The sequence below is a fragment of the Mucilaginibacter sp. dw_454 genome, from assembly GCF_018449775.1.
Lineage (GTDB): Bacteria > Bacteroidota > Bacteroidia > Sphingobacteriales > Sphingobacteriaceae > Mucilaginibacter.
The window spans coordinates 22,472-48,783 of sequence record NZ_JAAVVB010000002.1 but is presented as its reverse complement, the minus strand read 5'-3'; the positions used below and the strand labels follow the sequence as shown (position 1 = coordinate 48,783).

27 protein-coding genes are annotated in these 26,312 nt (G+C 42.8%); 6 read left to right on the top strand and 21 right to left on the bottom strand.

The window, feature by feature from the left end:
* Nucleotides 1–414: 414 nt before the first annotated feature.
* Both HB679_RS07315 and HB679_RS07310 read left to right on the top strand, forming a co-directional pair.
* Nucleotides 415–2,046 (top strand): rhomboid family intramembrane serine protease, encoded by a 1,632-nt coding sequence (locus HB679_RS07315; RefSeq protein WP_214071312.1) that lies wholly within the window; start codon nucleotides 415–417, stop codon nucleotides 2,044–2,046.
* A gap of 27 nt (nucleotides 2,047–2,073) precedes the next feature.
* The gene (locus tag HB679_RS07310) at nucleotides 2,074–2,463 is read left to right on the top strand and encodes a hotdog domain-containing protein (protein WP_214071311.1); all 390 of its coding nucleotides are present in this window, start codon (nucleotides 2,074–2,076) and stop codon (nucleotides 2,461–2,463) included.
* 148 nt (nucleotides 2,464–2,611) lie between these two features.
* On the opposite strand, the gene HB679_RS07305 is transcribed toward HB679_RS07310, so the two are convergent.
* Entirely contained in the window at nucleotides 2,612–4,486 is a 1,875-nt protein-coding gene (locus tag HB679_RS07305; RefSeq protein WP_214071310.1) for a rhomboid family intramembrane serine protease, read from the bottom strand.
* A gap of 181 nt (nucleotides 4,487–4,667) precedes the next feature.
* The gene (locus tag HB679_RS07300) at nucleotides 4,668–5,927 is read right to left on the bottom strand and encodes a prephenate dehydrogenase (RefSeq protein ID WP_214071309.1); all 1,260 of its coding nucleotides are present in this window, start codon (nucleotides 5,925–5,927) and stop codon (nucleotides 4,668–4,670) included.
* A gap of 132 nt (nucleotides 5,928–6,059) precedes the next feature.
* Between HB679_RS07300 and HB679_RS07295 the strand changes: the two genes are divergently transcribed.
* Together HB679_RS07295 and HB679_RS07290 are read left to right on the top strand one after the other, a co-directional pair.
* Entirely contained in the window at nucleotides 6,060–6,917 is an 858-nt protein-coding gene (locus HB679_RS07295) for a hypothetical protein (RefSeq protein WP_214071308.1), read from the top strand.
* Nucleotides 6,918–6,938: 21 nt separating this feature from the next.
* Nucleotides 6,939–7,379, top strand: coding sequence for a hypothetical protein (locus tag HB679_RS07290; RefSeq protein ID WP_214071307.1), 441 nt, complete (start codon nucleotides 6,939–6,941; stop codon nucleotides 7,377–7,379).
* On the opposite strand, the gene HB679_RS07285 is transcribed toward HB679_RS07290, so the two are convergent.
* Nucleotides 7,380–8,477, bottom strand: a complete 1,098-nt coding sequence (locus tag HB679_RS07285) for an acyltransferase (protein ID WP_214071306.1) — start codon at nucleotides 8,475–8,477, stop codon at nucleotides 7,380–7,382.
* Between the two features lie 103 nt (nucleotides 8,478–8,580).
* Here HB679_RS07285 and HB679_RS07280 point away from each other — a divergent pair, with 103 nt between their 5' ends.
* Nucleotides 8,581–9,294, top strand: a complete 714-nt coding sequence (locus tag HB679_RS07280; RefSeq protein WP_214071305.1) for a DUF92 domain-containing protein — start codon at nucleotides 8,581–8,583, stop codon at nucleotides 9,292–9,294.
* A gap of 305 nt (nucleotides 9,295–9,599) precedes the next feature.
* Here HB679_RS07280 and HB679_RS07275 read toward each other — a convergent pair whose 3' ends face one another.
* The 7 genes from HB679_RS07275 to HB679_RS20590 form a co-directional block, all read right to left on the bottom strand.
* Nucleotides 9,600–9,803 (bottom strand): hypothetical protein, encoded by a 204-nt coding sequence (locus tag HB679_RS07275; protein WP_214071304.1) that lies wholly within the window; start codon nucleotides 9,801–9,803, stop codon nucleotides 9,600–9,602.
* A gap of 137 nt (nucleotides 9,804–9,940) precedes the next feature.
* Nucleotides 9,941–10,246, bottom strand: a complete 306-nt coding sequence (gene rpsJ, locus HB679_RS07270; protein ID WP_022830652.1) for a 30S ribosomal protein S10 — start codon at nucleotides 10,244–10,246, stop codon at nucleotides 9,941–9,943.
* 113 nt (nucleotides 10,247–10,359) lie between these two features.
* Nucleotides 10,360–12,471, bottom strand: a complete 2,112-nt coding sequence (gene fusA, locus HB679_RS07265) for an elongation factor G (RefSeq protein WP_214071303.1) — start codon at nucleotides 12,469–12,471, stop codon at nucleotides 10,360–10,362.
* Nucleotides 12,472–12,597: 126 nt separating this feature from the next.
* A complete protein-coding gene (gene rpsG / locus HB679_RS07260; protein ID WP_214071302.1) occupies nucleotides 12,598–13,065 on the bottom strand; it encodes a 30S ribosomal protein S7 in 468 nt (155 codons plus the stop codon).
* Nucleotides 13,066–13,084: 19 nt separating this feature from the next.
* Nucleotides 13,085–13,498: a 30S ribosomal protein S12 gene (gene rpsL, locus HB679_RS07255; RefSeq protein WP_214071906.1), complete on the bottom strand. Its 414-nt coding sequence runs from the start codon at nucleotides 13,496–13,498 to the stop codon at nucleotides 13,085–13,087.
* A gap of 410 nt (nucleotides 13,499–13,908) precedes the next feature.
* Complete coding sequence (locus HB679_RS07250) at nucleotides 13,909–14,865, bottom strand: hypothetical protein (RefSeq protein WP_214071301.1); 957 nt, start codon at nucleotides 14,863–14,865, stop codon at nucleotides 13,909–13,911.
* Nucleotides 14,866–14,944: 79 nt separating this feature from the next.
* A complete protein-coding gene (locus tag HB679_RS20590) occupies nucleotides 14,945–15,067 on the bottom strand; it encodes a hypothetical protein (RefSeq protein ID WP_255547558.1) in 123 nt (40 codons plus the stop codon).
* Between the two features lie 106 nt (nucleotides 15,068–15,173).
* Between HB679_RS20590 and HB679_RS07245 the strand changes: the two genes are divergently transcribed.
* Nucleotides 15,174–16,193, top strand: coding sequence for a hypothetical protein (locus HB679_RS07245; RefSeq protein WP_214071300.1), 1,020 nt, complete (start codon nucleotides 15,174–15,176; stop codon nucleotides 16,191–16,193).
* Between the two features lie 307 nt (nucleotides 16,194–16,500).
* Here HB679_RS07245 and HB679_RS07240 read toward each other — a convergent pair whose 3' ends face one another.
* The 11 genes from HB679_RS07240 to hemB all read right to left on the bottom strand — a co-directional run bounded on the left by HB679_RS07240 (nucleotide 16,501) and on the right by hemB (nucleotide 26,232).
* On the bottom strand, nucleotides 16,501–17,490 hold the full coding sequence (locus HB679_RS07240; protein WP_255547557.1) for an ABC transporter ATP-binding protein: 990 nt from the start codon (nucleotides 17,488–17,490) through the stop codon (nucleotides 16,501–16,503).
* A gap of 121 nt (nucleotides 17,491–17,611) precedes the next feature.
* Nucleotides 17,612–18,451, bottom strand: a complete 840-nt coding sequence (locus tag HB679_RS07235) for an outer membrane beta-barrel protein (protein ID WP_214071298.1) — start codon at nucleotides 18,449–18,451, stop codon at nucleotides 17,612–17,614.
* A gap of 44 nt (nucleotides 18,452–18,495) precedes the next feature.
* On the bottom strand, nucleotides 18,496–19,284 hold the full coding sequence (locus HB679_RS07230; protein ID WP_214071297.1) for a hypothetical protein: 789 nt from the start codon (nucleotides 19,282–19,284) through the stop codon (nucleotides 18,496–18,498).
* Nucleotides 19,256–19,828 (bottom strand): sigma-70 family RNA polymerase sigma factor, encoded by a 573-nt coding sequence (locus tag HB679_RS07225; RefSeq protein WP_346345139.1) that lies wholly within the window; start codon nucleotides 19,826–19,828, stop codon nucleotides 19,256–19,258. Before HB679_RS07225 ends, HB679_RS07230 begins: the two co-directional genes overlap by 29 nt.
* 118 nt (nucleotides 19,829–19,946) lie before the next feature.
* A complete protein-coding gene (locus HB679_RS07220) occupies nucleotides 19,947–20,480 on the bottom strand; it encodes a CopD family protein (protein WP_214071296.1) in 534 nt (177 codons plus the stop codon).
* A 92-nt stretch (nucleotides 20,481–20,572) separates the two neighbouring features.
* Nucleotides 20,573–21,595, bottom strand: a complete 1,023-nt coding sequence (gene hemE, locus HB679_RS07215) for a uroporphyrinogen decarboxylase (RefSeq protein WP_214071295.1) — start codon at nucleotides 21,593–21,595, stop codon at nucleotides 20,573–20,575.
* Nucleotides 21,596–21,674: 79 nt separating this feature from the next.
* Nucleotides 21,675–22,196, bottom strand: coding sequence for a tetratricopeptide repeat protein (locus HB679_RS07210; RefSeq protein ID WP_214071294.1), 522 nt, complete (start codon nucleotides 22,194–22,196; stop codon nucleotides 21,675–21,677).
* 3 nt (nucleotides 22,197–22,199) lie between these two features.
* Nucleotides 22,200–22,904 (bottom strand): response regulator transcription factor, encoded by a 705-nt coding sequence (locus HB679_RS07205; RefSeq protein ID WP_214071293.1) that lies wholly within the window; start codon nucleotides 22,902–22,904, stop codon nucleotides 22,200–22,202.
* A gap of 11 nt (nucleotides 22,905–22,915) precedes the next feature.
* Nucleotides 22,916–23,791, bottom strand: coding sequence for an ATP-binding protein (locus HB679_RS07200; RefSeq protein WP_214071292.1), 876 nt, complete (start codon nucleotides 23,789–23,791; stop codon nucleotides 22,916–22,918).
* Between the two features lie 3 nt (nucleotides 23,792–23,794).
* Nucleotides 23,795–25,162: a glutamate-1-semialdehyde 2,1-aminomutase gene (hemL, locus tag HB679_RS07195; RefSeq protein WP_214071291.1), complete on the bottom strand. Its 1,368-nt coding sequence runs from the start codon at nucleotides 25,160–25,162 to the stop codon at nucleotides 23,795–23,797.
* A 98-nt stretch (nucleotides 25,163–25,260) separates the two neighbouring features.
* Nucleotides 25,261–26,232: a porphobilinogen synthase gene (gene hemB, locus HB679_RS07190; protein WP_214071290.1), complete on the bottom strand. Its 972-nt coding sequence runs from the start codon at nucleotides 26,230–26,232 to the stop codon at nucleotides 25,261–25,263.
* Nucleotides 26,233–26,312 lie beyond the last annotated feature (80 nt).

Here is a 26,312-nt window from a genome sequence, read left to right as displayed (position 1 = left end):
GGTATCCGCTGCTACCCCTAACGCGGGGGACTCACCCGGTCGTCGCTTCGCTCGACCACCCTCTCTTCGACTTCGTCGGAAAGAGGGTTGAAATATCGAATACCGAATGTTGAATAATGAATAATGAAGGGGTAATTTCGATATTCAAAATTCATTATTCGATATTAAAAAAACCCTCTTTCCCGCTTGCGGAAGAGAGGGTTGACCAGCGCAGCGTAGTCGGGGTGAGTCCCCCTGCGTTAGGGATTGAAATGGATACCGGCCCGTGATTAAGGCCTCGCAGGCGTATGAATGGAAAGCCCGCCCGCTTCTATCAGCGGAAACGCCCTAATTCAACATTCTCTAAAATCACCGCTACGCCTTTGCACAACAAGCCAAATCAGTTATATTTATCAAAGTTGTCACTAACCAATTATGGCCAGGGTCGTATCACCACGTAAATTAATTACCATTCCGCACAGCGATTCAGGAATAGGCTGGGGCATATCACCACGTAAAGTAATTACCATTCCGCTGGGCGACTATAGCGCCGATTACTACCTAACCTTACTATACCATGCATTCAATAACCTGGGCTGGCGCATTGGCTATTTTGACCACGACGGCATTATAGGCTACACGCCAATATCATGGGAAAGCTATGCCGAAGAGGTTTCTGCCCGCATGGTTGGCAATAACGTGGTTATTAAAAGTGAATGCGTAGGCTACCAGATGTTTTTTACCGACTATGGTAAAAACGCCAAAAACCTGGAGTTGCTGCTAAACGGCGAAATTGAGTATGTAGAATATCACTTAAAAGATACGCTGCAGGAAACCACCCAGCAGTTGATAGATAGCATCCCCGACAATCAGTTTATCTCGCTTACCGACCCGCCTATGGGTTATAAGGAAAAATTACGCGATTTCTTCGCGGCTTTTACGCCCCGGTCAAGATATTTTATAACGCCCATTTTAGTACTGGTTAATATTGCAGCATTCTTTTTGACGCGTATAATTATGATAGCCTTGTTTTATGCGGGCTTGTTTAATGCAGCGCGGCACCATAGCGGTCTTAACGGAAACTTTCATTATTTCAGACACCTTAATGATACCATCGAAAACCTGTACCTATCGGTTGGCTTTAGCAGCCGCAACCCGGTTTTAAGCGGGCAGGTTTGGCGGTTGGTTACCAGCATATTTTCGCATTTCTCATTACTACACCTTGCCGGTAATATGGTGGTGCTGATTTACATTGGCTCGCTCATTGAAGTAAAGCTGGGCAAATGGAATTACCTGATCTTGTATTTACTCACCGGTATCTGCGCCAGCATAACATCGGTAGTATGGCATGACCACGGCGTGGCGGCTGGTGCATCGGGCGCTATATTTGGTTTGTTTGGGATCTTACTGGCTTTACTAAGCACTAAATTTTACGAAGCCAGTGCGCGCAGGGCGTTATTGATAAGCACCTCGATATTTGTAGCCTACAGTATTATCCCTATTGGAAAACAAGTGGACCATGCGGCACATTTTGGTGGGTTGATATCGGGTTATTTATTTGGCTGGCTGGCCTACCTGGGTTTGAAAAATCAGAAGCAAAATGTATTAACGCTGGCAGCTACGGCTGTCACTGTAATTTATACCGGTTGCTGCCTGGCCTTTGCTCCCATTTACCAGCTCAGGGAAATGAGAGCGCTGACCCATGAAACTCAAAGACTGTCTGACGATATAGAACGCGACTTTTATGGCAACCATAACATTGGCCATGATACCGTATTGATGACGCTTAACCAGAAAGCGCTGCCACAAATTGATACACTTAAAGGCATAGCGTACCGTTTTGCCAGGCTTACCTTGCCTAAAAAAAAGAAGCAAATAGCCGTTATTAAATCAAAGCTGATATTACAGGAGTGTAAGTTGTATATATTATTATATAAGGAGTTTAGAGACCGCGACCAGGTAAAATACCGCGCCGAGATAGGCGCCACCACCCAAACTATCAATGATTTGAGGGTAGAATGGTCTGCCACGGGCAAGGATGTAGATATGGATGATGACGATAACTAGCTATATTTGCGGTATAATTAGTACCACATGAATTTTTATACACGTAAATGGGTTAAGCCCGAAGACCTGAACGCACACGGCACATTATTTGGCGGCCGCCTGCTGGCCTGGATTGACGAAGAAGCCGCTATTTACAGCATTATACAGCTGGGCACCACCGGCTGCGTTACCAAGTATATGTCTGAAATTAATTTCATCAACTCGGCGCGCCAGGGCGATATTGTTGAGCTGGGCATTAAGGCTATTCATTTTGGGCACACCTCTATCACCCTAACCTGCGCCGTACGCAACAAAATCACCCAGAAAACCATCCTGACGATAGACAAAATTGTATTTGTAGCAGTTGACGAGAGTGGCAAACCCATAAAGCACGGCCGTACGGAGATTACTTATACGGATGAGCGGTTGCGGGAGTAAGTGAGCGTGCTGAAGGAATAGTCATGCTGAACTTGTTTCATCATCCCACTTGAAAAGTAAATGATAACAATACTTTATTGTACCTGATGGGATGCCGAAACAAGTTCGGCATGACGCGGATTATAAGTTAGCTTGCGGTAGGCTGAATCTACTCCCCATCCACTGTCTCCACCTTCTTTTTACCCGTCAACTCATCCAGCAGCTGTTCCGTATCTTTTTCTGTCGATTTGCTTTTCAACCCGGGATATAGGATATAGCCGATGACGAATCCGCTTACCAGGCCTCCTATGTGTGCAGCGTTGTCGATGCCCCCAGTCAGCCCGTATAATAAGTTATAGCCTATAAAAAACGAAGTGCTTATGAGGAAAGACTTTTGAAAATCCTTCGGAAATAAACTAGTAGTAAGCAGTGCAAAGAAAATACCATACATGCCAAATATAGCGCCTGAGGCACCCACACTCACCGTATTGGGATGCCACAATATACTGGCGAAGCTTGCTATTATCCCTGTGATTAGATAAGTCAACACAAACTTGTTACGCCCCAGTAAAGGCTCCAAAAATATCCCGACAAAGAGTAATCCATACATATTAAAAAACACATGCATGAAACCGCCATGCAAAAACATATTCGTTATCAATCGCCAGTACTGGCCATCAATTACATACGGCCGATAGTTGGCGCCGAGTTTTAAAAGGTCATCACCGCTAAAGGTCATAAAACCTAAGCCCGATAAAGCCATTATAATAAATATCGCTAAATTGATATCAATAATAAGCGAGGTAGCAAAATGAGTCTTTTGGGGCCAAAAAATCTTAAAGAATTGAAGATCTAATTTGGACCTTTTGCGTTCTTTCTCTGCTATTGTAACCAAATCGCCCGATTTTAATGGTTTAAACAGCAAGCCCATCAGGAACAAAGCTGCGCCGATACCGAAAGAACCAAATATCCACGGCAATTTGCTGCCGTTTCTGCTGGCAAACGGCTCATTTACCGGCGATAAAATGATTAGCGGTATGTTATCCGAGGCTCCCAATTTAACTGCTTTTATATAGTTTCTCAAATCTTTACCTGCGCCAATTCTATCCAGGTAAACAAAGTCTTCTAATTGCTTTGAACTAAAATCATCCTGGCTTTTCTTAGCAAACTGTTTATAACTATCGTCTTTTTCTTGTGACGATAGTCTATTGCTGATGGTCTTTTGATATTTAACAGCTAACCATGCCAAGGGGGCGGGCATATTCTTTTCGACCAGTGGTTCAAAATTATTGGTTTTAAGCCTTACAGTGAGTACGCCGTTCTTAGCTGCATCGCCATATAAAGCAACTGCTGCCGCTCCTTTGTATACATTTATTGTTTGAATCTCATTCGGAGGGATAGATACGAACTCTTCCCTCGATGTTGGTTTGCCATTAACTATGATTAGCAGGTTAGCCGGTATCTTTTTAAACGATGTGTCTCTGTTTTGCTGGGTTTTGTTTGTTATTGTATAAGATGCCGGATGGTAATTTTTATCATAAATAGGGCATGGCGCATATATGCTCATGTCAAAATGTTCATTGTATTTGCCACTAACTTCAAATACCGGTTTTACCCTCACCAACCTTTTATCGATATAGTAATGTTTAAGTGTGTAATACTTAGTTAACGGCTGTTGATTGATCTGCCCGATGTTGTCGATACTAGTCAGCGTTCCGGTAGCAGTAATAAGATATTCCTGAGCTATAATTGTAGGTAGCCCGATGGCAAACCAAGCCACCATCAGGTAGCCCATAAGCGGGTCGCCTTTTCCGCTCTTATTTTTGAGGTTAAGTAATTTTAGTTTCGGCATTAACCAGATCAGCATCGGGATCCATGGTAGTGCAAACGGAATAAAAAAATTGGTTACATCTTCATCTACTGTAACTATTGTTGTTTTAATGCATAACAGCCAATGCAAAAAAGTGTATCCCGCAATAGTAAGCGCACCAATCAGAAAAAAAGGGACGAATATCAGCTTAAATTTCTCGTTAAACTTATTCATGGTTTAGGTATTTATCGTTCAAAAAAATCGCAATCGTGAAACAAAAAATGACCGATAAGTCATTTTTGTTGTTTCATTTTGTTTCACTGTATTTTCGCAAAATACTGCTTATCAATACATTGATCAAAAACATTGTTTCACTTGTTTCATCTGTTGCATACACACGTGAAACAAAACAGTGCTACTCGGTCATTAACCTTCTGATCAGCTCGGCGCTTTGGCGATTGCCTTCCTGCAGTCGGTCCTTAAAGAAAGCCTGTACATCATTAAAGTGCTTCTTGTAGCCCTCCATATCGCCATAACCTATAATAGACGACCATTCACGCACCGCAGAGTGGAACTCCAGATCATCGCCACGGATGGTTTTGTCATACAGCGCGGCCTGGATAGACTCCTCCAATAGTTGTTCGTCTTTAAACAGGTATTCTGCAATACCCAATCGTAGCCGGAACGGTGGGGTCTGGCAGATCAGGTTATCATAGGGATTAACGCCCAAATGATACCAGGCATCAACCATACTCAATATACTTAAGTGCGAGTTTGGCTTCTGCTTATCATGATCTTTCCCAAGCGAGAACTCTTTCATTACCTTATCATTTAACATAATAGGCTTGCGGCTTTCGTGAAACACAAAGTCGCGCGCACGGTATAAACGTTCGCGGAACGCGGCCTCCTCCTCCTGGATCATCAGCTTAAATAACTCCGACTCAGATACCGCATACTGCCTTACCTGCTGGCGGGCGTATGGGTTCAATATCGCCAGGCCGGCATACACGTGCGCCTTGTAACTGAATATGCGCAGGGTGGTTAGGATCTTCACATTATCAATGCCACCAATGTACGACGCATTCTCCCAGGGGAAGAAACCGGCTTCTTTCCAGGCGGTGCCCATGCTTTCAAAACCTACGTGGGTTACTGCCTGGGTATCGGCAACAATCTTGTCGTGCTCGTGGTAGTCGGCCATCTCGGCTATTTCAGAACCTATGGCAGTAAACAGGTCAATCATCCGTTGCCGTGCTGCAGCATCGGCCCTATGCGGAATCAGTATCAATGTCTGCCCCTTAGGCTCAAAGCCCGGGCCATGCATCCCATGAAAGGTAATGATCTGTGCGCTTTGAGGCAGGTACTTTTCAAAAGCCAGGATCTCGGGTGTTTTCACCGACGTTTGCCCGGCAACAATGGCACCCGGCTTGGTGAATTGGGCGTATTCGGCCACCACCTTCTCAATCCGCTCGGCTTCCACCGAATAGACAATCAGGTCGCTAATTTGCGATACTTCTTTGCCGCTATCTAACACTTTAATGTTAAAAGGCGTAAGCTCCTGCTCTAATTGCTGCCTGTTGGCGGGTAAGTCGCACCCGGTAACCGTATAGCCGGCTTTTGCAAAAGCCCTGGCATATAACCGCCCCATATCCCCCAAGCCTATTATTCCGATATTCATGCTGCTAATATAACTAAGCGCAGCAAAAATGCGTACAAAGGATTGCATTCATCATACGTATAATGCTCGAAACCTGCAATAAAAGCGCTTTTTTACTGTGTTTTTAATATATCATTGCATAATTTTACCCTTATGAAGAACTATTTCATGTTAAAACTACCATTGGTATTACTGATGCTGGTTGGTTATTTAGCCACCGCTCAAGCCCAGGACAGTGTTAAAAGAACAGTTGTTAAAAAAGTGCCGGCTACAAAGCCTGTAATCACTGCCAAACCGGGGAGTGTCCCTATCAATCCTAAAACCGGTAAACCTTACTCAAGATATGGCTATGGCGCTTATGCCAAAACATATCGCGCCCAACAAAAAGCCGATAGCCTGAAACGACTTACTACAACGCCTGCCAAGGGAGCGGCATCTGTAGCCGCCGCTCCGGTAAAGGTTGCAGCGCCTGTACCTGCTGCAAAACCTGACACGGTAGCTACGCAGGCTACACCCAAAATTGACAAAAGCCTTTATGGTCAATATCAATACCTGCTAACTAAAGTCTATAATTACCAAAAACCTTTTGTTGCTGCTATGTGGAAGAGTTATACAGATACGCTGCATAGTGTCCGCAACCAATTAAAAGCAGCAAACGATAAAATTGCCGATCAAACCAAAACCACCACCGGTTTACAAGCAGACGTAGCGTCAAAAGAGCAAGCACTTTCTCAAACCGACTCGATCAGTTTCCTGGGAATGGCGTTTGCAAAAGGCACGTATAATATTGTTATGTGGGGTTTGGTACTCATCATTGCTATTATTGCGGGTGTGGTTATTTCGCAATCTGGCGGTTACCGTAAAGAAGCTGTTTACCGTACTACCTTATATAACGAGCTGGAAGAAGAGTTTAAAACCTTCAAGGCAAAAGCCAACGAAAAGGAAAAGAAACTGGCGCGCGAACTGCAGACCGAGCGCAATAAGTTGGACGAGCTAACCGGACGCGGATAAGTTCTCATATAAATCGCCAAAATGAAAGCCTATCTTTTTGGATGGAACCCCATCAAATTTGAGTGGGCCGACATCGATGCCGATATCCAAAAACTTAAAGACACCGGCAAACTCGAAGATAACTGGAGCGTGGCCAGCCACAAAACCATTCAGCCCGGCGACCGTGCCTACATCGTTCGGGTAGGTGTTGAGCCTAAAGGTATTTTTGCGTCTGGTATCATTGCTTCAGAGCCTTACCTGGCTTTTCGTAAAGGGCGGCATTATCATCGTATTACTATTGCCATTGATACTCTGCTCAATCCTGAGAAAGAACCCATACTTACTCTTGAGATATTGAAAACCGGCAACCTGGCTGCACAAACCTGGACACCGCAGGCATCGGGCATATCCATTCGCCCCGAGTTGGTACACGAACTGGAGGGCGTATGGCAAGACTTTCTTGAAAACAGCGACGAATATTAGTTATTCGAATTTGGTTTTGATACGGAGGAAAACCCGTTCGATAAAGTAATACGATAGAAAGCTTAATGCCGCTAACAATACCAGCTTTATTATTATCAGCTCTGCCACCGGATACCCGGCCATAAACTTTAGCCAGGGTTGCCAGGCATGGGTGCCAATAAATAATTCTTGCCATATATAAATACTGTAAGACATGACACCCACCTTGACTAAGAAGGTCGAGGACAAAAAACAACCTCCTTTCAGACTTATCAAAATAGTTATTGCAAATAATAGAGCGGCCACAATCTCAGAAAGATATCTGGTGTAAGAGACAAAGCTATTTGCTGTAATTACTAAAGCCATCATGATTAGTAAAGCTGCAATAAGGTCAGGTTTCGATATTGCTTTGATATTAATGATGCCCTTAAACATTAGTATGGAAAGCAGTGAGCCTATTAAAATGATAACAGGCCCTTTCCAGAAAGCATACCGGCTAAGTTTAACTAACCACCTAATTTCGGGATATTGAGCTGTTATAGAAATATGCTCGGCGCAGATAGCTATTACAGTGATCCCAATAACTAAAGTCAAGGCAATGATTATATAGCGGTTAATGTTAGTTACCAGCAAAAAAGGGAATATGATATAAAATTGAACCTCGACAGCAAGCGACCAAAAATGCGCGGTAAAAGGCTCATTCGGCATCGGCAGGTTTTTCAGAAAAAAAAGCGACGCGAGAAAATCTCTTAATCCGATGTGCAAGGGTAGAAAGAGGTTTAACAGGCACACTAGGAAAAGAAACGCATAAGCCGCAGGAACAATACGAAAAATGCGCCTAATATAGAACCGCTGCAAAGACACACTTCCTTTGGCTACTCGTTCTTTGAGTAAAATACTAGTGATTAAGAATCCGCTTAAAACAAAAAACAGATCAACACCCGTGCGGCTATTTACCGACAAATGAAATGGTTTAAGTAAATGATTGCCTCCCAGGTGTGCAAACACCACAATTAAAACTGCTATTCCCCTAAGTCCATCCAGTGAAGCGAAATGTGCGTTTTGCAATGCAGCAGGCACCGTTGTAATTGGGGCGAGAAGCTTGTTACGAAAATTCATTGTGTGCGGCACGTAGCTGTTTTAAACCAGAATAAACCCAGAAGCTCTGTTTTATTTTTCTAAAGATATATCATTAATAGATATTTTTACGAAAACTAGACCTATGACACTAGCTGACGTTTCAGTTTATACAATCCTGTTAATTGCGGCTGTATTGAGCTATCGTACCGGTAAGTTAACACGAACGGGGGCGGTAGTTGGCGATATCGTTGGTGTGTTTATCTATAAAGGTGCCGGCGTTACAGGGCTTATCTTATTAGCTGCATTTTTCATACTAGGTTTATGGGCCACCAAATGGCAAATCGACAAAAAGACGTTAACAGGCGTTGCCGAAAAAAATAAAGGCAGGCGTACCGCATGGCAGGTTTTGGCCAATGGCGGCATATCAGCTATATTGGGGTTAATGGCATGGCAGTCGCCAGCGCACTCGGTGTTTGTACAGGTAATGATTGCCGGCAGCTTAGCCGCGGCTACTGCTGATACTTTATCTTCAGAGCTCGGGACAGTTTACGGCCGAAGGTTTTTCAATATCCTAACCTTTAAAAAAGATACCCGCGGACTGGATGGCGTAGTCAGCATAGAAGGTACGCTGATTGGTTTGATTGGTGCGATGCTGATAGCGGCAATTTATTCGATAAGTTTAGGGTGGAGTGTAGTGTTTTGTTGGATCGCCCTGGCGGGTGCAGTTGGCAATCTGATAGATTCTGTTTTAGGCGCCGCATTAGAACGGCGTGGTTTAATTGGCAATAACCTGGTTAATTTTTTGAATACGTTTACAGGGGCAATGGTTTGCTGGCTGTTGGTGGGAATGGGGTAATCCAAGAATACTTATTTTAATATTGGGTCTTGCCTGTTGTCCCAAAAGAACAGAATTGATATTAAGTTATCTTTCACCTGGTAAAACATAGAGCAATTTCCGTGTATAACCGCTTTCCGTACTTTATCCGTATTTCCAGCAACTTGAAAAATCAAGGGAGACCGGCGTACAGTCTCTACAACTTTATAAACGCGACTTCTAAATTTCAGAACTTCCGGCTTGCCCAATCGCTCCAATATTTGACGCCCTATTGAATCAAATGTATCATCCGCCTCGTTGGTGAAAACTACATTAAACGTCATTAATTATTCGGCTGGATATTTTTTTTTAAAATCATCAAATGGTATAAATCGCCCTGCTTCAAAATCTTTCTGTCCACGTTCTATACCATCTAAAACATGCTGCGGTAATGTTTCATCTTCTTTGAAAAAAGGGATGTGTTGTTCTTCTAAGAAAGCAGCTATAAGCTTTTCCTGTTCCGCGGTCGGTGTTATTAAATAAGTGCTCATAATCAAATATACAAATTTTCAATTTTAATTATAAAAGTGTCATCCAGCAAAAAAGCCACCCGAAAATCGGATGGCTTAATTTTATCTTGAATCTTGATTCTAAACTCTCGATTCTAATTTCGGATCTTCCGGTACAGTTACACTTTGATCTCCACTTCAACGCCGCTAGGCAATTCAAGTTTCATCAGCGCATCTACAGTTTTTGAATTTGAGCTGTAGATATCCAATAGTCTTTTGTAAGAGCATAATTGGAATTGCTCACGTGCTTTTTTGTTTACGTGCGGTGAACGCAAAACAGTGAAAATTTTCTTTTCGGTTGGTAACGGAAGTGGTCCGCTAACTACAGCGCCTGTTGGCTTTACTGTTTTTACGATCTTCTCAGCTGATTTATCAACCAGATTGTAATCGTAAGATTTTAATTTGATTCTGATTCTTTGGCTCATTTTGTTTTTTGTTGAGGTCAATCCTAAGAGCTATTTGTTAGGGCGACCGGTTGTTTATTTATTTAATAATTGATTGGCGAAAATCTCTAATCGCCAATCAACTAATTTTATTACTAGTTATTACCAGCAGCTTTTCTGCCTTTTGCTTTAGCAACAATTTCGTCCTGTACGTTACGTGGCGCTTCAGCATAGTGATCAAACTCCATGGTTGAAGTAGCACGGCCAGATGTAATGGTACGTAACTGGGTTACATAACCAAACATTTCTGAAAGTGGTACAGTAGCTTTAATTACTTGAGCACCTGCACGGCTGTCCATACCCAAAAGCTGGCCACGACGACGGTTCATGTCACCAATAACGTCACCCATGTTTTCTTCAGGAGTTAAGATCTCAATTTTCATGATCGGCTCAAGCAATACCGGTTTACAACGTGGCAAAGCCTCGCGGTAAGCCATCTTAGCAGCTAACTCGAATGACAATGCATCCGAATCGACAGCGTGGAATGAACCATCTATCAAACGTACTTTTAAGCCGGTTAGCGGGTAACCTGCCAACACACCATTTGCCAAAGAAGCTTCGAAGCCTTTTTGTACAGATGGAATAAACTCACGAGGGATTGAACCACCTGAGATTTCGTTGATAAAGGTTAAACCTTCTTTACCGTCGTCATTTGGTGATAATACAACTTGTATATCAGCAAATTTACCACGACCACCGGTTTGTTTCTTGTATGTTTCGCGGTGTTGTACAGAACCTGTGATAGCTTCTTTGAAAGCTACCTGTGGCGCACCCTGGTTAACCTCAACTTTAAACTCGCGTTTTAAACGGTCCATGATAATATCTAAGTGAAGCTCGCCCATACCTGAAATTACAGTTTGGCCGGTTTCTTCGTCAGATTTTACGTGGAACGTAGGATCCTCTTCAGATAATTTACCTAAAGCGATACCTAATTTATCAACATCAGCCTGAGTTTTAGGCTCAATAGCTAAACCGATAACCGGATCAGGGAAGTTCATAGACTCCAATATGATCGGGAATTTCTCGTCGCAAAGGGTATCGCCTGTTTTAATATCCTTAAAGCCTACTACCGCAGCAATATCACCAGCACCTACGTTAGGGATTGGGTTTTGCTTGTTAGCGTGCATTTGGAATATACGAGAGATACGCTCTTTACTGTCAGAACGCATGTTGTGTATGTATGATCCTGCTTCTAAGTTACCAGAGTAAACACGGATAAAGCATAGACGACCTACGAAAGGATCGGTTGCAATTTTAAATGCTAAAGCTGCAAACGGCTCTTTTTCTGATGGTTTACGCAAAATTTCTTCGCCGGTATCAGGGTTAGTACCAATAATACCTTCAACGTCCATAGGTGAAGGAAGCAATTCCATCACATAATCAAGCATAGTTTGTACACCTTTGTTTTTGAAAGACGAACCGCAAACCATAGGAACAATCTTAGCATCTAACACTGCTTTACGCAATGCATCTAAAATCTCGCGCTCGGTAATTGAAGCAGGGTCTTCAAAGAATTTCTCCATTAAAGACTCATCATAATCAGCTACTGATTCTAACAATTTTTCTCTCCACTCGGTAGCTTCTTCGATCATATCGTCAGGGATAGGCACTTCAGTAAAGGTCATACCTTTATCATGCTCATTCCAAACAATACCTCTCCAGTTAATTAAGTCAACCACACCTTTAAAGTTCTCTTCAGCACCAATTGGTAACTGCAAAGGCACTGCGTTGCTGCCTAACATACTTTTTACCTGTTTTACAACATTTAAAAAGTCTGCACCGCTACGGTCCATTTTGTTAACAAAGCCAATACGGGCAACGTTATAGTTGTTAGCCAGGCGCCAGTTAGTTTCAGACTGAGGCTCAACACCGTCAACCGCACTAAAAAGGAAAACCAAACCATCCAATACACGTAACGAGCGGTTTACCTCTACGGTAAAATCCACGTGTCCCGGGGTATCAATAATGTTGATATGGTAGTTATGGCCTCTGTATTTCCAACCAACTGTAGTAGCAGCCGAAGTAATGGTAATACCACGCTCCTGCTCTTGCGCCATCCAGTCCATGGTTGCTGCACCTTCGTGTACCTCGCCTATTTTGTGGCTAACGCCGCTATAGTAAAGAATACGCTCGGTGGTAGTTGTTTTACCCGCATCAATGTGAGCGGCAATACCTATATTTCTTGTATATCTAAGATCTCTTGACATATTGTTTTTTTAATTACTGAATGAGTGATTGAGTGAATTAGCGAATAAGCAATTTAATGATTAGGATAATGTTACCTTTTCAACAAATCACTCATTCACTAATTCACTAATTCATTCATTAGTTTTTTAGAATCTGAAGTGAGAGAACGCTTTGTTAGCCTCAGCCATTTTGTGCGTATCTTCTTTCTTTTTCACTGCTGCACCTTCACCTTTAGCTGCTGAGATGATCTCGCCGGCTAATTTCTCCATCATGGTTTTTTCACCACGTTTACGAGCATAGCTGATTAACCATTTCATACCCAAAGCGATTTTACGCTCCGGACGAACTTCGGTAGGTACCTGGAAGTTAGCACCACCAACACGGCGGCTTTTAACTTCAACTGCAGGCATAACGTTGTTAAGAGCCTTTTTCCAGGTATCTAAACCGCTTTCGCTGGTTTTTTTCTCAACAATGTCAACTGCGTTATAAAATATAGTATAAGCGGTAGACTTTTTACCGTCAAACATCATGTTATTTACAAACCTGGTTACCAAAATATCATTGAATTTTGGATCAGGAAGAAGGATTCTTTTTTTTGGTTTCGATTTTCTCATTGTTACTATCCTCCTTTAATTATTTCTTTTTACCCTTTGTAGGTGCAGCCGCAACTTGACCTGGTTTAGGGCGTTTAGTACCATATTTTGAACGACGTTGGTTACGACCTGCAACACCAGAAGTATCTAATGCACCACGGATGATGTGGTAACGTACACCTGGTAAGTCTTTAACACGACCGCCACGGATCAACACAATAGAGTGCTCTTGTAAGTTGTGACCTTCTCCAGGGATATAAGCATTTACTTCTTTACCGTTGGTTAAGCGCACACGGGCAACTTTACGCATTGCTGAGTTTGGTTTCTTAGGGGTAGTGGTATACACGCGGGTGCATACTCCTCTTCGCTGTGGACAGCTGTCCAACGCTGGCGACTTACTCTTGTCAACCAGAGCTACTCTACCTTTTCTAACTAATTGATTGATAGTAGGCATTCTTGCTTTCTTATGTTTTTGTTTTCTTACCCCGCCGCCACCTACATTGGTGGGCAGTTTTCGGGACTGCAAAAGTACGGAGTTATTTTATGATATTCAAGTGGTTAGGCTAAAAAAGTTTTGATATTTTTTGGGATGGGTAGATTAAGTTAAACAGAAATGAGGTTTTGCAATTATATAGACTATGTAGAGACGCAATATTTTGCGTCTTTTACCTTAGGTAGATAAACGAGTGGCTATGTAATACAGGAATGATTTGTTACCCCGGCATAGGGAAGAAGCTTATACACCAGGTGGATAGTGATCAATAATGGCGTTCCCGCCTTTAGGCGGGCCAGGCTATCCGCTCATACGCCACAGGTGTTAATCACGGGCCGGTATCCGCTTCTATCCTTAACGCAAATCCACAATTAATAAACACAACCGGGGCATAGACTATATTCCAAACTTTTTGCACGCCAATATTTACCTTGTTCATCGTTTTTCAATTCTTCGTAACTTTTAGCTATGCATGCTGCTAAGTCGCGTTTTTGATCTGATTTTTCGACCGCTGTCAAAGTTGATAGTCCTCGATTAGCAGTTGCTATAACCATATTCCAATCTTCTTTTTTAAAATAGGTATTGATTAGCTCCTGATAAAAAGGGATGTAAGTCGGATCGTTTAATATGGCCGTATTCAATAAGTTAATAGCCTTACCGTATTGTTGTGTATCATTGTAAGCCTGGCCCAATTTCATTTCAATCCCCTGGTGATTGATCCAGGAAACTTTATCCATAGGCACCTTTACGCCTTTGTAATGAGGCGAAACTTTATAAACTTTTTCCAAATAATCGATTCCGACAGCAGGGTCAATCTCCTCTGTGTGATAACATCCCCAGCGGTAGTTATGCTCAAGTGTATCGGAATAAGTATAATAAGGTTTTATCCATTTTGGTGTGACTTCTATTTTAAGTTCCTTAAAGTGCTTTGCAGGTAAAATAGCGGCGAGCGTGGGCCATATTTGCCTGTTATTCTGTATGCCAAGGGTATCCTGATGCCGGATTATCCGAGGCGCAAAAGATTGATCTATCTCGCCCGGGCTAAACATATACCGGCCTATTTTGCCGGGATGTAATATGTATTTATGCCGTTTATTAATTTCAAACTGCCCGGCCGGCTTAAACATAAAGCCTTTTTTGCTTTCTATATAAACATATCCAAAAGTGTAATAGCGTGCTGTATCAGGCTTTTTTAATACCACCCAGTGGTTTTCAAAAGCTGTAACATAAAAGTTGAATTTTAAAGCAGTATCGGTATTTGTAGTTTGAGCATGCGCGATGCCGGCAAAAAGGCAAATTAGACATAATGGAAGGATAAGGTTTTTCATGGTTAAATGAAGTTAGGCAAATATTTAACGTCCTGAAACCAAAATGTCCGCCCTGTAGCTAACAAAGCGGACATTCTATTTACGGTGCCGGATGTGCCGGCGGCGCAGGTGGTGCAGCCAGCGGGCGCGGTGCGCCGCAACTGGTGCCCAAAATGCCGATTACTGCTCCAAGCAGTAACAGACGTAACAATTTGTTTTTCATAGTGGTAAAGTGTTTGTTTATAGATATAATATAGGTTTAAGTAGATTTGTTTTTGTCCCTGTTGCATTGTTCACCATATTTGCATCAACACTCAAAATTCGGTGGTATGACACTATCCATTAACACTATTCACAAAAACGTTTGGTTTACCTTGTTAGCTGCACTCGCTGTACTAATTGTCGGTTCATTTATAGTGCATCATGTAGATCCCATCAAACGCGACCTGGTTGCCACGGCATTTTTGGGCGACATTGTATTTACTATCCCAGTGATCTATTATTTTTTATTGATTCGCCCCGGTAAGGTCAGAAAGTGGAGCATTGTTTTAGTGTTTAGCATTTGTTGCGGTGTAGCCTATCTAATTTTACCCGCACATCAGCGTACTTATATTATTCAACTCAGAAAACTAAGCGCCGGACTGGAAATCGGCGTAATTGTTTACGCACTCAGTAAGATTCGCCAGATAAAAAGAGAATACAGAGCGTTACAAAATCAAATCCCTGACTTCGCGTATAACTTAAAGCAAAGCATGGGTGCGGCGCTGGGCAATCATCCCGCTGTAAAGTTCCTGGCGACAGAAGTTACCATGTTACGCTTCGGGCTATTGTTTTGGATGAAGCCACAAGCAGTATCGTCAGAAATTAAACCATTCAGCAATCACCGTGAGAGCGGCTATGGTGCCTTGTTTGGTGTAATATTGTGTGTAGGCATTATAGAAACGGTGGCGTTCCACTTGTTTTTAAATCATTACAGCCATACCTGGGCCATCATAGTGACGGCTTTAACTGTTTACAGTTTTATATTGATCATCGGCGATTTTTCTGCCATGGTAAAAAGCCCGGTACTAGTTTTAAATCAGCAACTATTATTACGCATCGGCATCCGCTGGCGGGCATTAATAGACCTGAACAATATCCAATCCGCAGAAAAAATAATGGACAGCTACACCCCCGACGAACATTGCTTTAAAGGCGGACCAATGAAAAGCACGTATAATGTCTTGCTTACCTTTAAAGAACCAGTAAACATTGAACGCATTTACCGCAAGCCTAAAGCAGTGACGCGGGTGGTAATGATGATTGATGATGTGGATGGGTTTGTTGCTTTGATCAACCCGTATATTTAAAATGTTTTTAAACGTTTTAAACTGTTTTAAAGCGTTTTTAAAAAAGAATAACCTATTTTACCCGGATATTAGCGTCTGGAAAAAAAGGGGGTAACGGGCGCCTGGTCTAAAGTATCACTGCGAAAAAAACAAAAAATAGGGCGATCCAAAAAAGACATAAAAGTCATGAAAAGTGATCCAAACTGATCCAAAATGATCCAACTATTAAACTAGTTTTAATACTATATACTGGTTTTCAATGATTTGCATTTTCAAGGTGATCCAGCTGATCCAAACTGATCCACACTCTCACGTGGATCACTTGTCCTTAAAACTCCAGGTACCTGTTGATCTTGACATGCACCTTATCGCCTGCCTTGTATTTATCCGGTTCGTCGTTTAATAAACGCAGGGTAATATCATCTTTGGTAACTAACAGATCTTCATAACTGCCTTTAAAAAGCACTTGCTTAACGGTCCAGTCCTTGCGCGTCCAACTGTTGGTTGGCGTGGCCCATTCGGGGTAAATCACAACATCGGCAGCCTTGGTGTTAATACCGCATTGCCTGGCCTCGTCCTGGCTCAATACATTGCAATTGGTCAGCAGTTTAGCGGTATATAGGTTCTGCGGATTTTGATATAATTCTTTAGGGTGGCCGGCTTCAATGACCTCGCCATCTTTCAGTACAATCAGCTCGTCAGCCATAGAAAGCACTTCGGCCGGGTCATGCGATACCATGATCACGGTTAACCCGGTGTCATGCACCACTTGGCGAATATCCTGCTGCAGCCCTTCTCTAAACGAGGTATCCACCTGGTTAAAGGGTTCGTCAAGTAATAAAACTTCGGGTTGCGTTACTAAGGCACGGGCAATAGCCACGCGTTGCTTTTCGCCACCGCTTAAAAAAATGGCTTGCTTGTCGGCCAGCTTTAAAACATTGAGTTGCTGCAGTACCTGCGTGGTACGCTCTTCTTTGGCGGCTATGTCGGTATTGGGCATCAGCACGGCAATGTTGTCCCACACTTTGGCGTAAACGTTTAGTCCGTCGGTGTCCTGGGTTACCATGCGCATGGCATCATGGCCGGGGATCAGCTTTTCCTCGGGTCCCCAGATGCGCTCGCCCTTAAACTGCACCCTACCTTCATCCGGCGATAGCAAACCATACAGCAAACGCAACAGGGTACTCTTACCGCTGCCGCTTTCGCCTATAATGGCGGTGATCTTATTGGGCTTTATATTAAGGCTGATCCGTTTTACCCCTGCCACACGCTGGCCGGGATATGTTTTGGTAACCGCTAAAGCTTGTAAGAAAGACATATCGCTCATAGGGCAAAGATAGAAGCCTTTGAGTTATGGCTTATATATTATTATCAACAACAAAAGGCGATCCATTGAATCGCCTCTCGTTTTATATATGCAGGGTTGATTATTTTCAATATCAGAAGCCAAAGGTTAAGCCTATCGCAAATTTCTTCAAGCCAGCTTGTTCTGGACTATCCTCAAACATATCGTTAAAGTAATACTTGGCAAACAAACCTGCCGAGCCATAGCCTATGCGGGTAAAAGCTCCGTATTGTACTTTGGTAAAGTGATAGTCGTCGTCAAACTTTTGTTTACCGTTTTCATCACTAATTTGCTTAACACGACCACCTAGCAATAAACCAGCTTCCGGACCAACAATGAAACGAAAACGTTTGCCATCGCTATACTCACGGGTTCTAAACTCGAACGATAAAGGCAGACGCAGGTAAGTAGATGAGAACCGGTTTTTGCTAAAGTGAATACTGTCTGTAACGTAAGTCAATACAGGTGCGTTTCTTTGTATGGTGATGTCTTTACGCAGGCGGATCAATGTCCAGTCGAAACCCGCTGATAAATACACTTTGAAGCCAGGGTTAAAGCGATAACCAAATTGCAATAGATCAAAACCTACATCGCTTGTCTTCCATGAACGATAGCTCAGGAAATCGTTTTTGGGCGATAGCGTAAAACTGCCGTTATCAATCAAGGTAGTCAAGCCCAAATCAAATCTTGAAAAAGTAAGACCGAAGTTAAAACCCGATGATTTTGAGGCTTTGTGTCTATAAAGTAGGCTTTTGGTTTTGGTGCTGTCTGTACTGCTAACTGTTGTTGTGGTAGTAGTATCATTACCATTAACCCTTGTTGTGGTAGTAGTTTTCTTACCATTAACGGTTGTTGTAGTTACGTTTATTGATTTTTGTGCAAAGCTGAGGCTTGCCGCGCTGCATAGTAATGCAGCTATTAGTAGACGTTTCATATTGTGTACGTATTTAGATTGTGTTCTTTATATATATGTGTTGATTATTGTTTTTTAATTTTCAAAGGGCCTATGTTCACCCCGGTAACACTTGTTTCCGCGTCATCATCAGCGTCATCACTAAACTCAATCAGTTTATCCTGGCGCTTATCTACTTTAGCTACCAGCACATTGATCAGGCCGCCTAAGTTGTGGATACCTCGCTTTTTAACCGGCTCGTTTTCCTGATTTCCCGCCGAAGCCATAACCGCAGGTCTTTCAACCGGAGTTGCAGCAATGTCTATTGTTTTTGGCGCCAGTTGCACATCGGGCATAATAGGCTTTACCGGGTCGTTTATTGGCGCAGTTACTTGCGCAATTAGTTGTGGGTTTGCTTTCGGTGCTTGTACGTTATTAACAGCGTCCTCTTTCTTAGCTGTAACCTGCTCAGTTATATGAGTTACCGGCGATACATTTTTATGCTGATGATTGCTGTTTGAGGCAACCCTGTCAGTAGCCGATCTGTCAACTACAACAGGCTCAGGTTGTTTTACCACTGGGGCAGCTGTTTGCGTAAGCGATTTCACCGTATCGTGGCGGGTAGAATTAGCATAGCTATGGTGATGTTCACCAGTTGTTTCTTTTTGTAAAAGCAACAAACCGGCAGTACATATCACCGCTAATAATGCGGCTATGCTTAAGTAAGGCATCCATGAGCGTTTGCCTTTTTTATTGTCTAGTTCGTCGGCTATGTTGTCCCACACCATTGGTGATGGTTCTACCTCGAAATCCTCAAACTTCGAGTTAAATATCTTGTCAAAATCCTTATCCTGCATATCCATATTTCTTTTCATCCATTTTTAAAACCAAATCCTTTAAAATTACGCGGGCCCTTGATAACTGCGACTTCGAAGCACCCTCGGTAATGCCCACTATCTCCGAAATCTCGCGGTGCGAATAACCTTCAATAGCATAAAGGTTAAACACCATTTTGTAACCCGGCGACAGTTGATTGATCAGTCTCATTAAATCCTGCACACCCATGTTTGCCATTGCTGCCGGGTTAACCGAGGGTTCGTTACTCATTTCGGTTACATCCATTACCTGTACCATTTTGTGGTGTTTGCGGTAATACTCTATCGAGCTGTGTACCATTATTCGTCTTACCCATCCTTCAAAAGAACCCTCGCCCCTGTAATCGTCCAGCTTTTTAAACATTTTAACAAACCCGTTTTGCAACATATCCTCGGCCTCCATCTTATCCGTTGCGTAGCGCATGCAAACGCCCAGCATCTTCGAAGCAAGCTGCTTATACAGCAGCTCCTGCGCCTTGCGTTCGCCCGCCTTGCTTCGGGCTATTAATTCATCAATTGTATAAGTAGGTTTCAATAACATCATTTGCAGGTAAGATGATAGTTAGGCGCAAATGGTTGCATGGGATTACAATTATTTTTTAATAATTATTTAATATAGGTAAAATGAAGGAAATTATGACTGGAAGCGCCGGGCGGCGTGCTTATTTCTTCTCTCTAAACCTCTTGTAGATTTTCACCGCCATCATCAAGATAACAGAGAAGGCAACAATACCCACCACCCCAAAAATCCAGTTCAATGAGTTTTTTAATACCGCCAGGAAAACAATGGCAAATAGGATAAGCGTAGCCAATTCATTCCAAAGGCGCAATTGGGTAGAGGTCCATTTGTAAATGCCTTGTCGCATCTGGTTCATTTTGTTTTGGCAGATGAAATGGTAGACGATCAATCCAACCACAAACAGTAATTTAATATGCAACCAGCCCATTTGCAGCCAGCCCGGCATCAGGCAAATCATGGTAATACCGGCGGCCAATACCAGGTACATAGACGGTGTGGCGATGATCCACCACAGCTTGCGCTCCATGATCTCGAATTGTTCTGAAAGGATAGCACGTGCAGGTTCGGGTTTTTCCTGCGCTTCGGTATGATAAATAAACAGGCGTACCATATAAAATAGCCCCGCCATCCAGCAGACTACAAAGATGATATGTATGGCTAATACGTATTGGTACATCACTTTTATTTGTCATTGCGAGGAGGGACGACGAAGCAATCGCAAGGATGCAATATTTGCGATTGCCACGCTACGCTCGCAATGACAGTTTATTAGTATTTAAACTCTTTTATCACCTCTACCGCATACTTCACATTATCAAACGGGATATCGGGCATAATACCGTGACCCAGGTTAAATATGAAGCCGTTCTCGCCTTTCATACGGTCGAACAGGCGGTAAATTCTTTCTTTGATTACTTTCTTATCAGCATATAAAATATGCGGGTCAAGGTTACCTTGCACAGCAATACCTTGCGGTAAACGCTTTTTGATATCCAGCAAGTCAACGTTCCAGTCGATAGAAATAACATCCGGTTTAGCTTCGGCCATTAACGGCGCGAAAACCGAACTGCCTTTACAAAACGAAATAACCGGGATATCTTTTCTATTTAGTTTACTGATGATCTCGACGATATAACGATGCGAAAATTCTGTATAATCGTCCCAAGCCAATGCTTGCGCCCAGCTATCAAAGATCTGTACAGCATTAACACCTGCAGCGATTTGCAAGTTCAGATAATCCGCTGTAACCGTAGCAATCTTTGATAAAAGCCGATGCGCCATTTCAGGCTCGTTGTGCAGCATCAGTTTGGTCAGTTTAAAGTCTTTTGACGATCCACCTTCCACCAGATAGCTCATCACCGTAAACGGTGCACCAGCAAAACCAATCAACGGGATACTGCCCTTTAAGCGTTGCTGAATAACTTTAATGGCATCGGCCACATATTGCAGCTTATCCAGGCAATCTGTATTCAGATTATCAATATCCTTTTGAGTACGTACCGGGTTTGCAAACCGCGGACCAACATTTTGCTCAAAGCTTAAGTTACCGCCCATAGCTTCACCGGTAACCAAAATATCAGAGAATAATATGGCAGCATCAATACCTAGCAGATCAACCGGCAGCATGGTTACATCTGCGGCAATCTCTGGGGTTTTGCACATTTCCAGGAAAGAGTACTTATTTTTTATTTCCCAGTATTGCGGCATAAATCTGCCGGCCTGGCGCATCATCCAAACGGGTGGGCGTTCGGTTTTTTGTGAAAATGCTGCTTTTAAGAATAAATCGTTCATTATTTTTTAGAGTCAAGAACCAAGAGTCAAGAATCAAGAGCGACCTTTCGTCTTGTCTCTTGATTCTTGACTCTTGATTCTATTTTTTATCAAGTTCCTGATGAAGCCGTTTAATTACATCCTTCAATTTAGCGGTTATTTTCTCTTCGTGCTTATCTGCCAATGATAAATAAGCTTTTGCTTTGTCAAAATCATCATGCCTTATACTCAGGTTAGCAACATGTACCAATGCTGCTACATGGTCATTTACATTTCGCAAAGGATATTGCGCAGCTATTTCATAATGTCTTTCGGCTTCTGTAAAATCCTGCTTTTGCATGCATATCCCGCCGTAAATAAACTCATAAAAGCCACGGCGGCGTTTGCTTAACCAAACGGGGTTAGGTACCTGTTGCAACAACACTTCGGCTTTTTCGTATTCCTTATTATGGAAAGCCTTTGCCGCCAGTACTATAGTACCCTGTTTAAAGTAGCCCCATATCAGCAGTAAAATAAACATTCCAATTGCAGCAGCTATTTCATAAACGTGCAGTTGAATGCCAACTGCCAGCATAATTATAAAAGCGCCTATAACCAGTATGCGTGCCCTGTTGGTAAACATTAATTAGTGCTGATCTGTAAATTTATAGCCAACGCCGCGTATTGAGTGGAAGTAAACCGGGTTTTTAGGATCTGGTTCAAAGTATTTACGGAAAGTCAGGATAAAGTTATCGATAGTACGGGTTGATGGATAAACATCATAATTCCAAACTGTCTCCAATATTTGCTCGCGCGATACGGCATCATTACGACGCTCGATCAACAGCTTTAACAACATGGTTTCCTTTTTAGTTAACGGAGTGATGCTGCCATCACCATTAACTAATTCGAACGAGTTGAAATGGATAGTTTTATCGCCGATCTTGTAGCTGTTAAACTCTTTTAGATCATCGCCTTTTAAGCTACGTTTTACCAGGTTATTAACACGCAGAATCAGCTCTTCCAGGTTAAAAGGCTTGGTCAGGTAATCGTCGGCACCTTTTTTAAGGCCGGCAATTTTGTCCTCATTGGTGTTTTTAGCAGTCAGGAACATAATAGGCACCTCAGAGTTTTCCAGTCTGATGGTTTCGGCAACCACAAAACCGTCAATCTCGGGCATCATTACGTCCAGTATAACTAAGTTAAAACGTTCTTCTTTAAATATTTGCAAAGCTTTTTTACCGTTATTAGCGGTTGATACTTTGTAACCTTCTAACTCAAGGTTAAGCTTAATGGCTTCTAAAAGATGTTCTTCATCTTCGGCCAGTAAAATTCTTTTTCTACCAGGCATTATATTGTGATTTAAGTAAGTGCAAAAACAACCTCAAATATACTTCCAACAGGGCGATTGTCTTTGACCCTGATGCTTGCCTCGTGCTTATCTAATACTTGTTTTACAATGTATAAGCCAAGGCCGGTTCCTTTAGTATTGCGGGTATCTTCGCTACCCACGCGATAAAATCTTTCAAAAATACGGGGTTTCTCCTCGTCGGCAATACCGATACCATGATCTGCCACTTGCAGGTAAACCTTATTATCTTTAGAGAATAACTTCACATCAACCGTTTCGCAAGGTTTTGAATACTTAATAGCATTCTCTACGAGGTTGGTTACTACCGATGTCAACGCAAATTTATCGCCGTCGATCTCAATCTTCGGTTCAATCTCGGCATTGATAATCTGCTGATTACCGTCGCATTTGGTTATCTGTAAACGATTGACAATGCTATCTACCAAAACTGATAAACTAAAATGCGCTTTAGGGAAAGTGTACGAGCTATTCTCAATTTTTGAGGCCAGCAGCATGTTCTCTACCATATCGTCCAAACGCTCAATATCCAGTAATGATTTATCTATAAAATCCAGGATCTGTGCTTTGTTCAGGTCACGTTTTTGGATTGTTTGTAATAATAACTTAATGGAAGCCAACGGCGATTTCAATTCGTGCGTAACCGATAACAGGAAATTCTTTTTCTGCTCCTGTAGTCTCTTTTCGCGCCTAAATGATTTATGCAAATAGACGGCGCCAACAGCAAAAACGAATATGAACACCATGCCCTCGCCCATGATCATACCTATACGGTCAGGCTGATATTTTACCAGCATATACCCCCACCATACTAACTCAGCCAAAGCGTAAGTTATCAGTGCGTAAAAGATTACAAAAGAGCGTTTCATACCTTATTTCTTAAATACCAAATCAAGACTATCAAATATAGCTCTTTTTGCTTTCTCCAAATCAATCTTAGTATGGGCCGACGATATAAAACCAACCTCATAACCAGACGGACCTAAATAGATACCTCTATTGATCAACTCCCGGTGCATTACCTTGAATTTCTCCATGCTGGTTGGGTCTATCTCGTCAGCGGTACTAATAGTTGCTTTATCTGTAAAGGCAAACCAAAATATCGACCCAATACTAAACACTTTAAATTTATAGCTTTTGGCGGTAGCAAAACGCTGGATGGCTTCGGTAAATTCTTCTGTTTTTTTGTGCAGATCTTTATAGAAACCCATACGCAATAGCTCACTCAGCTGAGCGATACCCGCAGCCATAGCAACCGGATTACCCGATAGGGTACCAGCCTGGTAAACTCCACCATCGGGCGAGATATGGCCCATGATCTCTGCAGATGCCCCATACATACCTACCGGCAAACCACCACCGATGATCTTACCGTAAGTAATGATATCAGGTTGGATCCGGTAGTAAGCTGCTGCGCCCTCAAACCCCACGCGGAAACCTGAGATCACTTCATCAAATATCAGCAACGTGCCGTTGGCCGTGCAGATATCCCGCAGCGCTTGTAAATACTCTTTGGTTTGTAACAGTAAGCCATTGTTAGCCGGGATAGGCTCTATGATAACAGCGGCTATCTGATCCTTGAACTCGGCAAATGCTTTTTGTAAAGCTTCGGTATCATTCAGGCCAATGACGATAGTTTCGTCGGCAAATGATTTAGGTACGCCTGCTGAAGATGTCTCACCAAAAGTAACCAGGCCCGAACCTGCTTTTACTAATAACGAATCTGAGTGGCCATGATAGCACCCCTCAAACTTAAGGATCTTATCGCGCTTGGTATAGCCGCGAGCCAAACGAATAGCCGACATAACAGCCTCCGTACCCGAGCTTACAAAACGCAGTTTTTGGATATATTTATTGTTTTTGAGAATCAGTTCAGCCAGTTCATTCTCCAGTGCTGTTGGCGCGCCGAAAGACATACCGTTCTGCATTACCTCGATTACTTTCTCTTTAACCTTTGGATGATTGTGTCCCAAAATCAACGGCCCCCATGAGCAGCAAAAGTCAATAAACTCGTTGTCGTCTGCATCCCAGATATGGCTGCCATCGCCTTTTTTGATGAAAAGCGGTGTACCATAAACCGACTTAAACGCTCTCACCGGCGAGTTTACCCCGCCCGGGAAATACGTCTTAGCCTTAGCATACAACTCGGCTGATTTTTCCCTGCTGATATCCGGCTTACCTGTAGTACTTACAGGCATTTCACCCTCATTCGAAAACATCTTTTTTATTGAGTCAAGCATTTTATTAGCATAAAGCCGAAAGCGCAAAGCTTAAAGCTTGTTTTTATTATATTTATTCCTTGGTTAGGCTTTCAGCTTTATTCTTTTAGCTTTAAGCTCTATAACCATTTATTCTCCAACACTTCCTTAGCATGATAGGTCAAAATCGCTGTCGCGCCGGCTCGGCGGATGCTGGTAAGCACCTCGGTTACCGCACGCTGTTCGTTTAACCACCCCTTTTGTACGGCTGCCTTTAGCATGGCGTACTCGCCGCTTACGTTGTAGGCTGCTACCGGTAATTCGGTATCGTCTTTTATCAGTTTAATCACGTCCAGGTAAGCCAAAGCCGGCTTTACCATCAGGAAGTCTGCGCCTTCTTCTTCGTCTAATCTGGCTTCAATCAACGCTTCGCGCTGGTTAGCCGGGTTCATCTGATAGGTCTTTTTATCACCAAACTTAGGCGCCGAGTTCAACGCATCTCTAAACGGACCATAAAACGCGCTGGCATATTTAGCCGAATACGACATAATCGACACGTTAGTAAACCCGTTTTTATCCAGCACATTGCGGATATAGCCTACTCTGCCATCCATCATATCGCTTGGCGCAATGATATCGGCGCCTGCTTGCGCCTGGGCCAATGACATCTTGCCCAAGATCTCTAAAGTCTCGTCATTTAAAATGTGACCATTCTCTACCAAACCATCATGCCCATCGCTGCTGTAAGGGTCCATCGCTACGTCGGTTACCACACAAGCTTCGGGGAAGTTTTTCTTCACTTCGCGGATAGCGCGCAGATACAAACCTTCCTCGCGGTGGCTTTCGGTAGCGTATTTATCTTTAAGCTCTTCGCTGATGTTGGGGAACAAGTCAAACGCGTTCAAGCCCAATTTCATGCAGCTCTCCACCTCGCGCAGCAAGTTATCTATCGAGTATCTGTAGATTCCGGGCATCGAAGCTACTTCCGTCTTTTGGTTGTTCCCCTCCACTATAAACAGCGGGAAGATCAGATTAGCCGCATTCACATGCGTTTCCTGAACCATCTGGCGTATCACTTCGCTCTTGCGATTTCTTCTTGGTCGTTGTAACATAATTTTAGTCCATGGTCCATAGTCGACGGTCCATAGTTTGAATATCTTAATTAAAATAAAAGTCTATGGACTATCGACCA

Bases quoted from the DNA above. Each gene is read 5' to 3' on its own strand.
- HB679_RS07315 (WP_214071312.1), top strand. From the start codon at position 415: ATGGCCAGGGTCGTATCACCACGTAAATTAATTACCATTCCGCACAGC.
- HB679_RS07310 (WP_214071311.1), top strand. From the start codon at position 2,074: ATGAATTTTTATACACGTAAATGGGTTAAGCCCGAAGACCTGAACGCA.
- HB679_RS07305 (WP_214071310.1), bottom strand. From the start codon at position 4,486: ATGAATAAGTTTAACGAGAAATTTAAGCTGATATTCGTCCCTTTTTTT.
- HB679_RS07300 (WP_214071309.1), bottom strand. From the start codon at position 5,927: ATGAATATCGGAATAATAGGCTTGGGGGATATGGGGCGGTTATATGCC.
- HB679_RS07295 (WP_214071308.1), top strand. From the start codon at position 6,060: ATGAAGAACTATTTCATGTTAAAACTACCATTGGTATTACTGATGCTG.
- HB679_RS07290 (WP_214071307.1), top strand. From the start codon at position 6,939: ATGAAAGCCTATCTTTTTGGATGGAACCCCATCAAATTTGAGTGGGCC.
- HB679_RS07285 (WP_214071306.1), bottom strand. From the start codon at position 8,477: ATGAATTTTCGTAACAAGCTTCTCGCCCCAATTACAACGGTGCCTGCT.
- HB679_RS07280 (WP_214071305.1), top strand. From the start codon at position 8,581: ATGACACTAGCTGACGTTTCAGTTTATACAATCCTGTTAATTGCGGCT.
- HB679_RS07275 (WP_214071304.1), bottom strand. From the start codon at position 9,803: ATGAGCACTTATTTAATAACACCGACCGCGGAACAGGAAAAGCTTATA.
- rpsJ (WP_022830652.1), bottom strand. From the start codon at position 10,246: ATGAGCCAAAGAATCAGAATCAAATTAAAATCTTACGATTACAATCTG.
- fusA (WP_214071303.1), bottom strand. From the start codon at position 12,471: ATGTCAAGAGATCTTAGATATACAAGAAATATAGGTATTGCCGCTCAC.
- rpsG (WP_214071302.1), bottom strand. From the start codon at position 13,065: ATGAGAAAATCGAAACCAAAAAAAAGAATCCTTCTTCCTGATCCAAAA.
- rpsL (WP_214071906.1), bottom strand. From the start codon at position 13,498: ATGCCTACTATCAATCAATTAGTTAGAAAAGGTAGAGTAGCTCTGGTT.
- HB679_RS07250 (WP_214071301.1), bottom strand. From the start codon at position 14,865: ATGAAAAACCTTATCCTTCCATTATGTCTAATTTGCCTTTTTGCCGGC.
- HB679_RS20590 (WP_255547558.1), bottom strand. From the start codon at position 15,067: ATGAAAAACAAATTGTTACGTCTGTTACTGCTTGGAGCAGTAATCGGC.
- HB679_RS07245 (WP_214071300.1), top strand. From the start codon at position 15,174: ATGACACTATCCATTAACACTATTCACAAAAACGTTTGGTTTACCTTG.
- HB679_RS07240 (WP_255547557.1), bottom strand. From the start codon at position 17,490: ATGTCTTTCTTACAAGCTTTAGCGGTTACCAAAACATATCCCGGCCAG.
- HB679_RS07235 (WP_214071298.1), bottom strand. From the start codon at position 18,451: ATGAAACGTCTACTAATAGCTGCATTACTATGCAGCGCGGCAAGCCTC.
- HB679_RS07230 (WP_214071297.1), bottom strand. From the start codon at position 19,284: ATGAAAAGAAATATGGATATGCAGGATAAGGATTTTGACAAGATATTT.
- HB679_RS07225 (WP_346345139.1), bottom strand. From the start codon at position 19,828: ATGATGTTATTGAAACCTACTTATACAATTGATGAATTAATAGCCCGA.
- HB679_RS07220 (WP_214071296.1), bottom strand. From the start codon at position 20,480: ATGTACCAATACGTATTAGCCATACATATCATCTTTGTAGTCTGCTGG.
- hemE (WP_214071295.1), bottom strand. From the start codon at position 21,595: ATGAACGATTTATTCTTAAAAGCAGCATTTTCACAAAAAACCGAACGC.
- HB679_RS07210 (WP_214071294.1), bottom strand. From the start codon at position 22,196: ATGTTTACCAACAGGGCACGCATACTGGTTATAGGCGCTTTTATAATT.
- HB679_RS07205 (WP_214071293.1), bottom strand. From the start codon at position 22,904: ATGCCTGGTAGAAAAAGAATTTTACTGGCCGAAGATGAAGAACATCTT.
- HB679_RS07200 (WP_214071292.1), bottom strand. From the start codon at position 23,791: ATGAAACGCTCTTTTGTAATCTTTTACGCACTGATAACTTACGCTTTG.
- hemL (WP_214071291.1), bottom strand. From the start codon at position 25,162: ATGCTTGACTCAATAAAAAAGATGTTTTCGAATGAGGGTGAAATGCCT.
- hemB (WP_214071290.1), bottom strand. From the start codon at position 26,232: ATGTTACAACGACCAAGAAGAAATCGCAAGAGCGAAGTGATACGCCAG.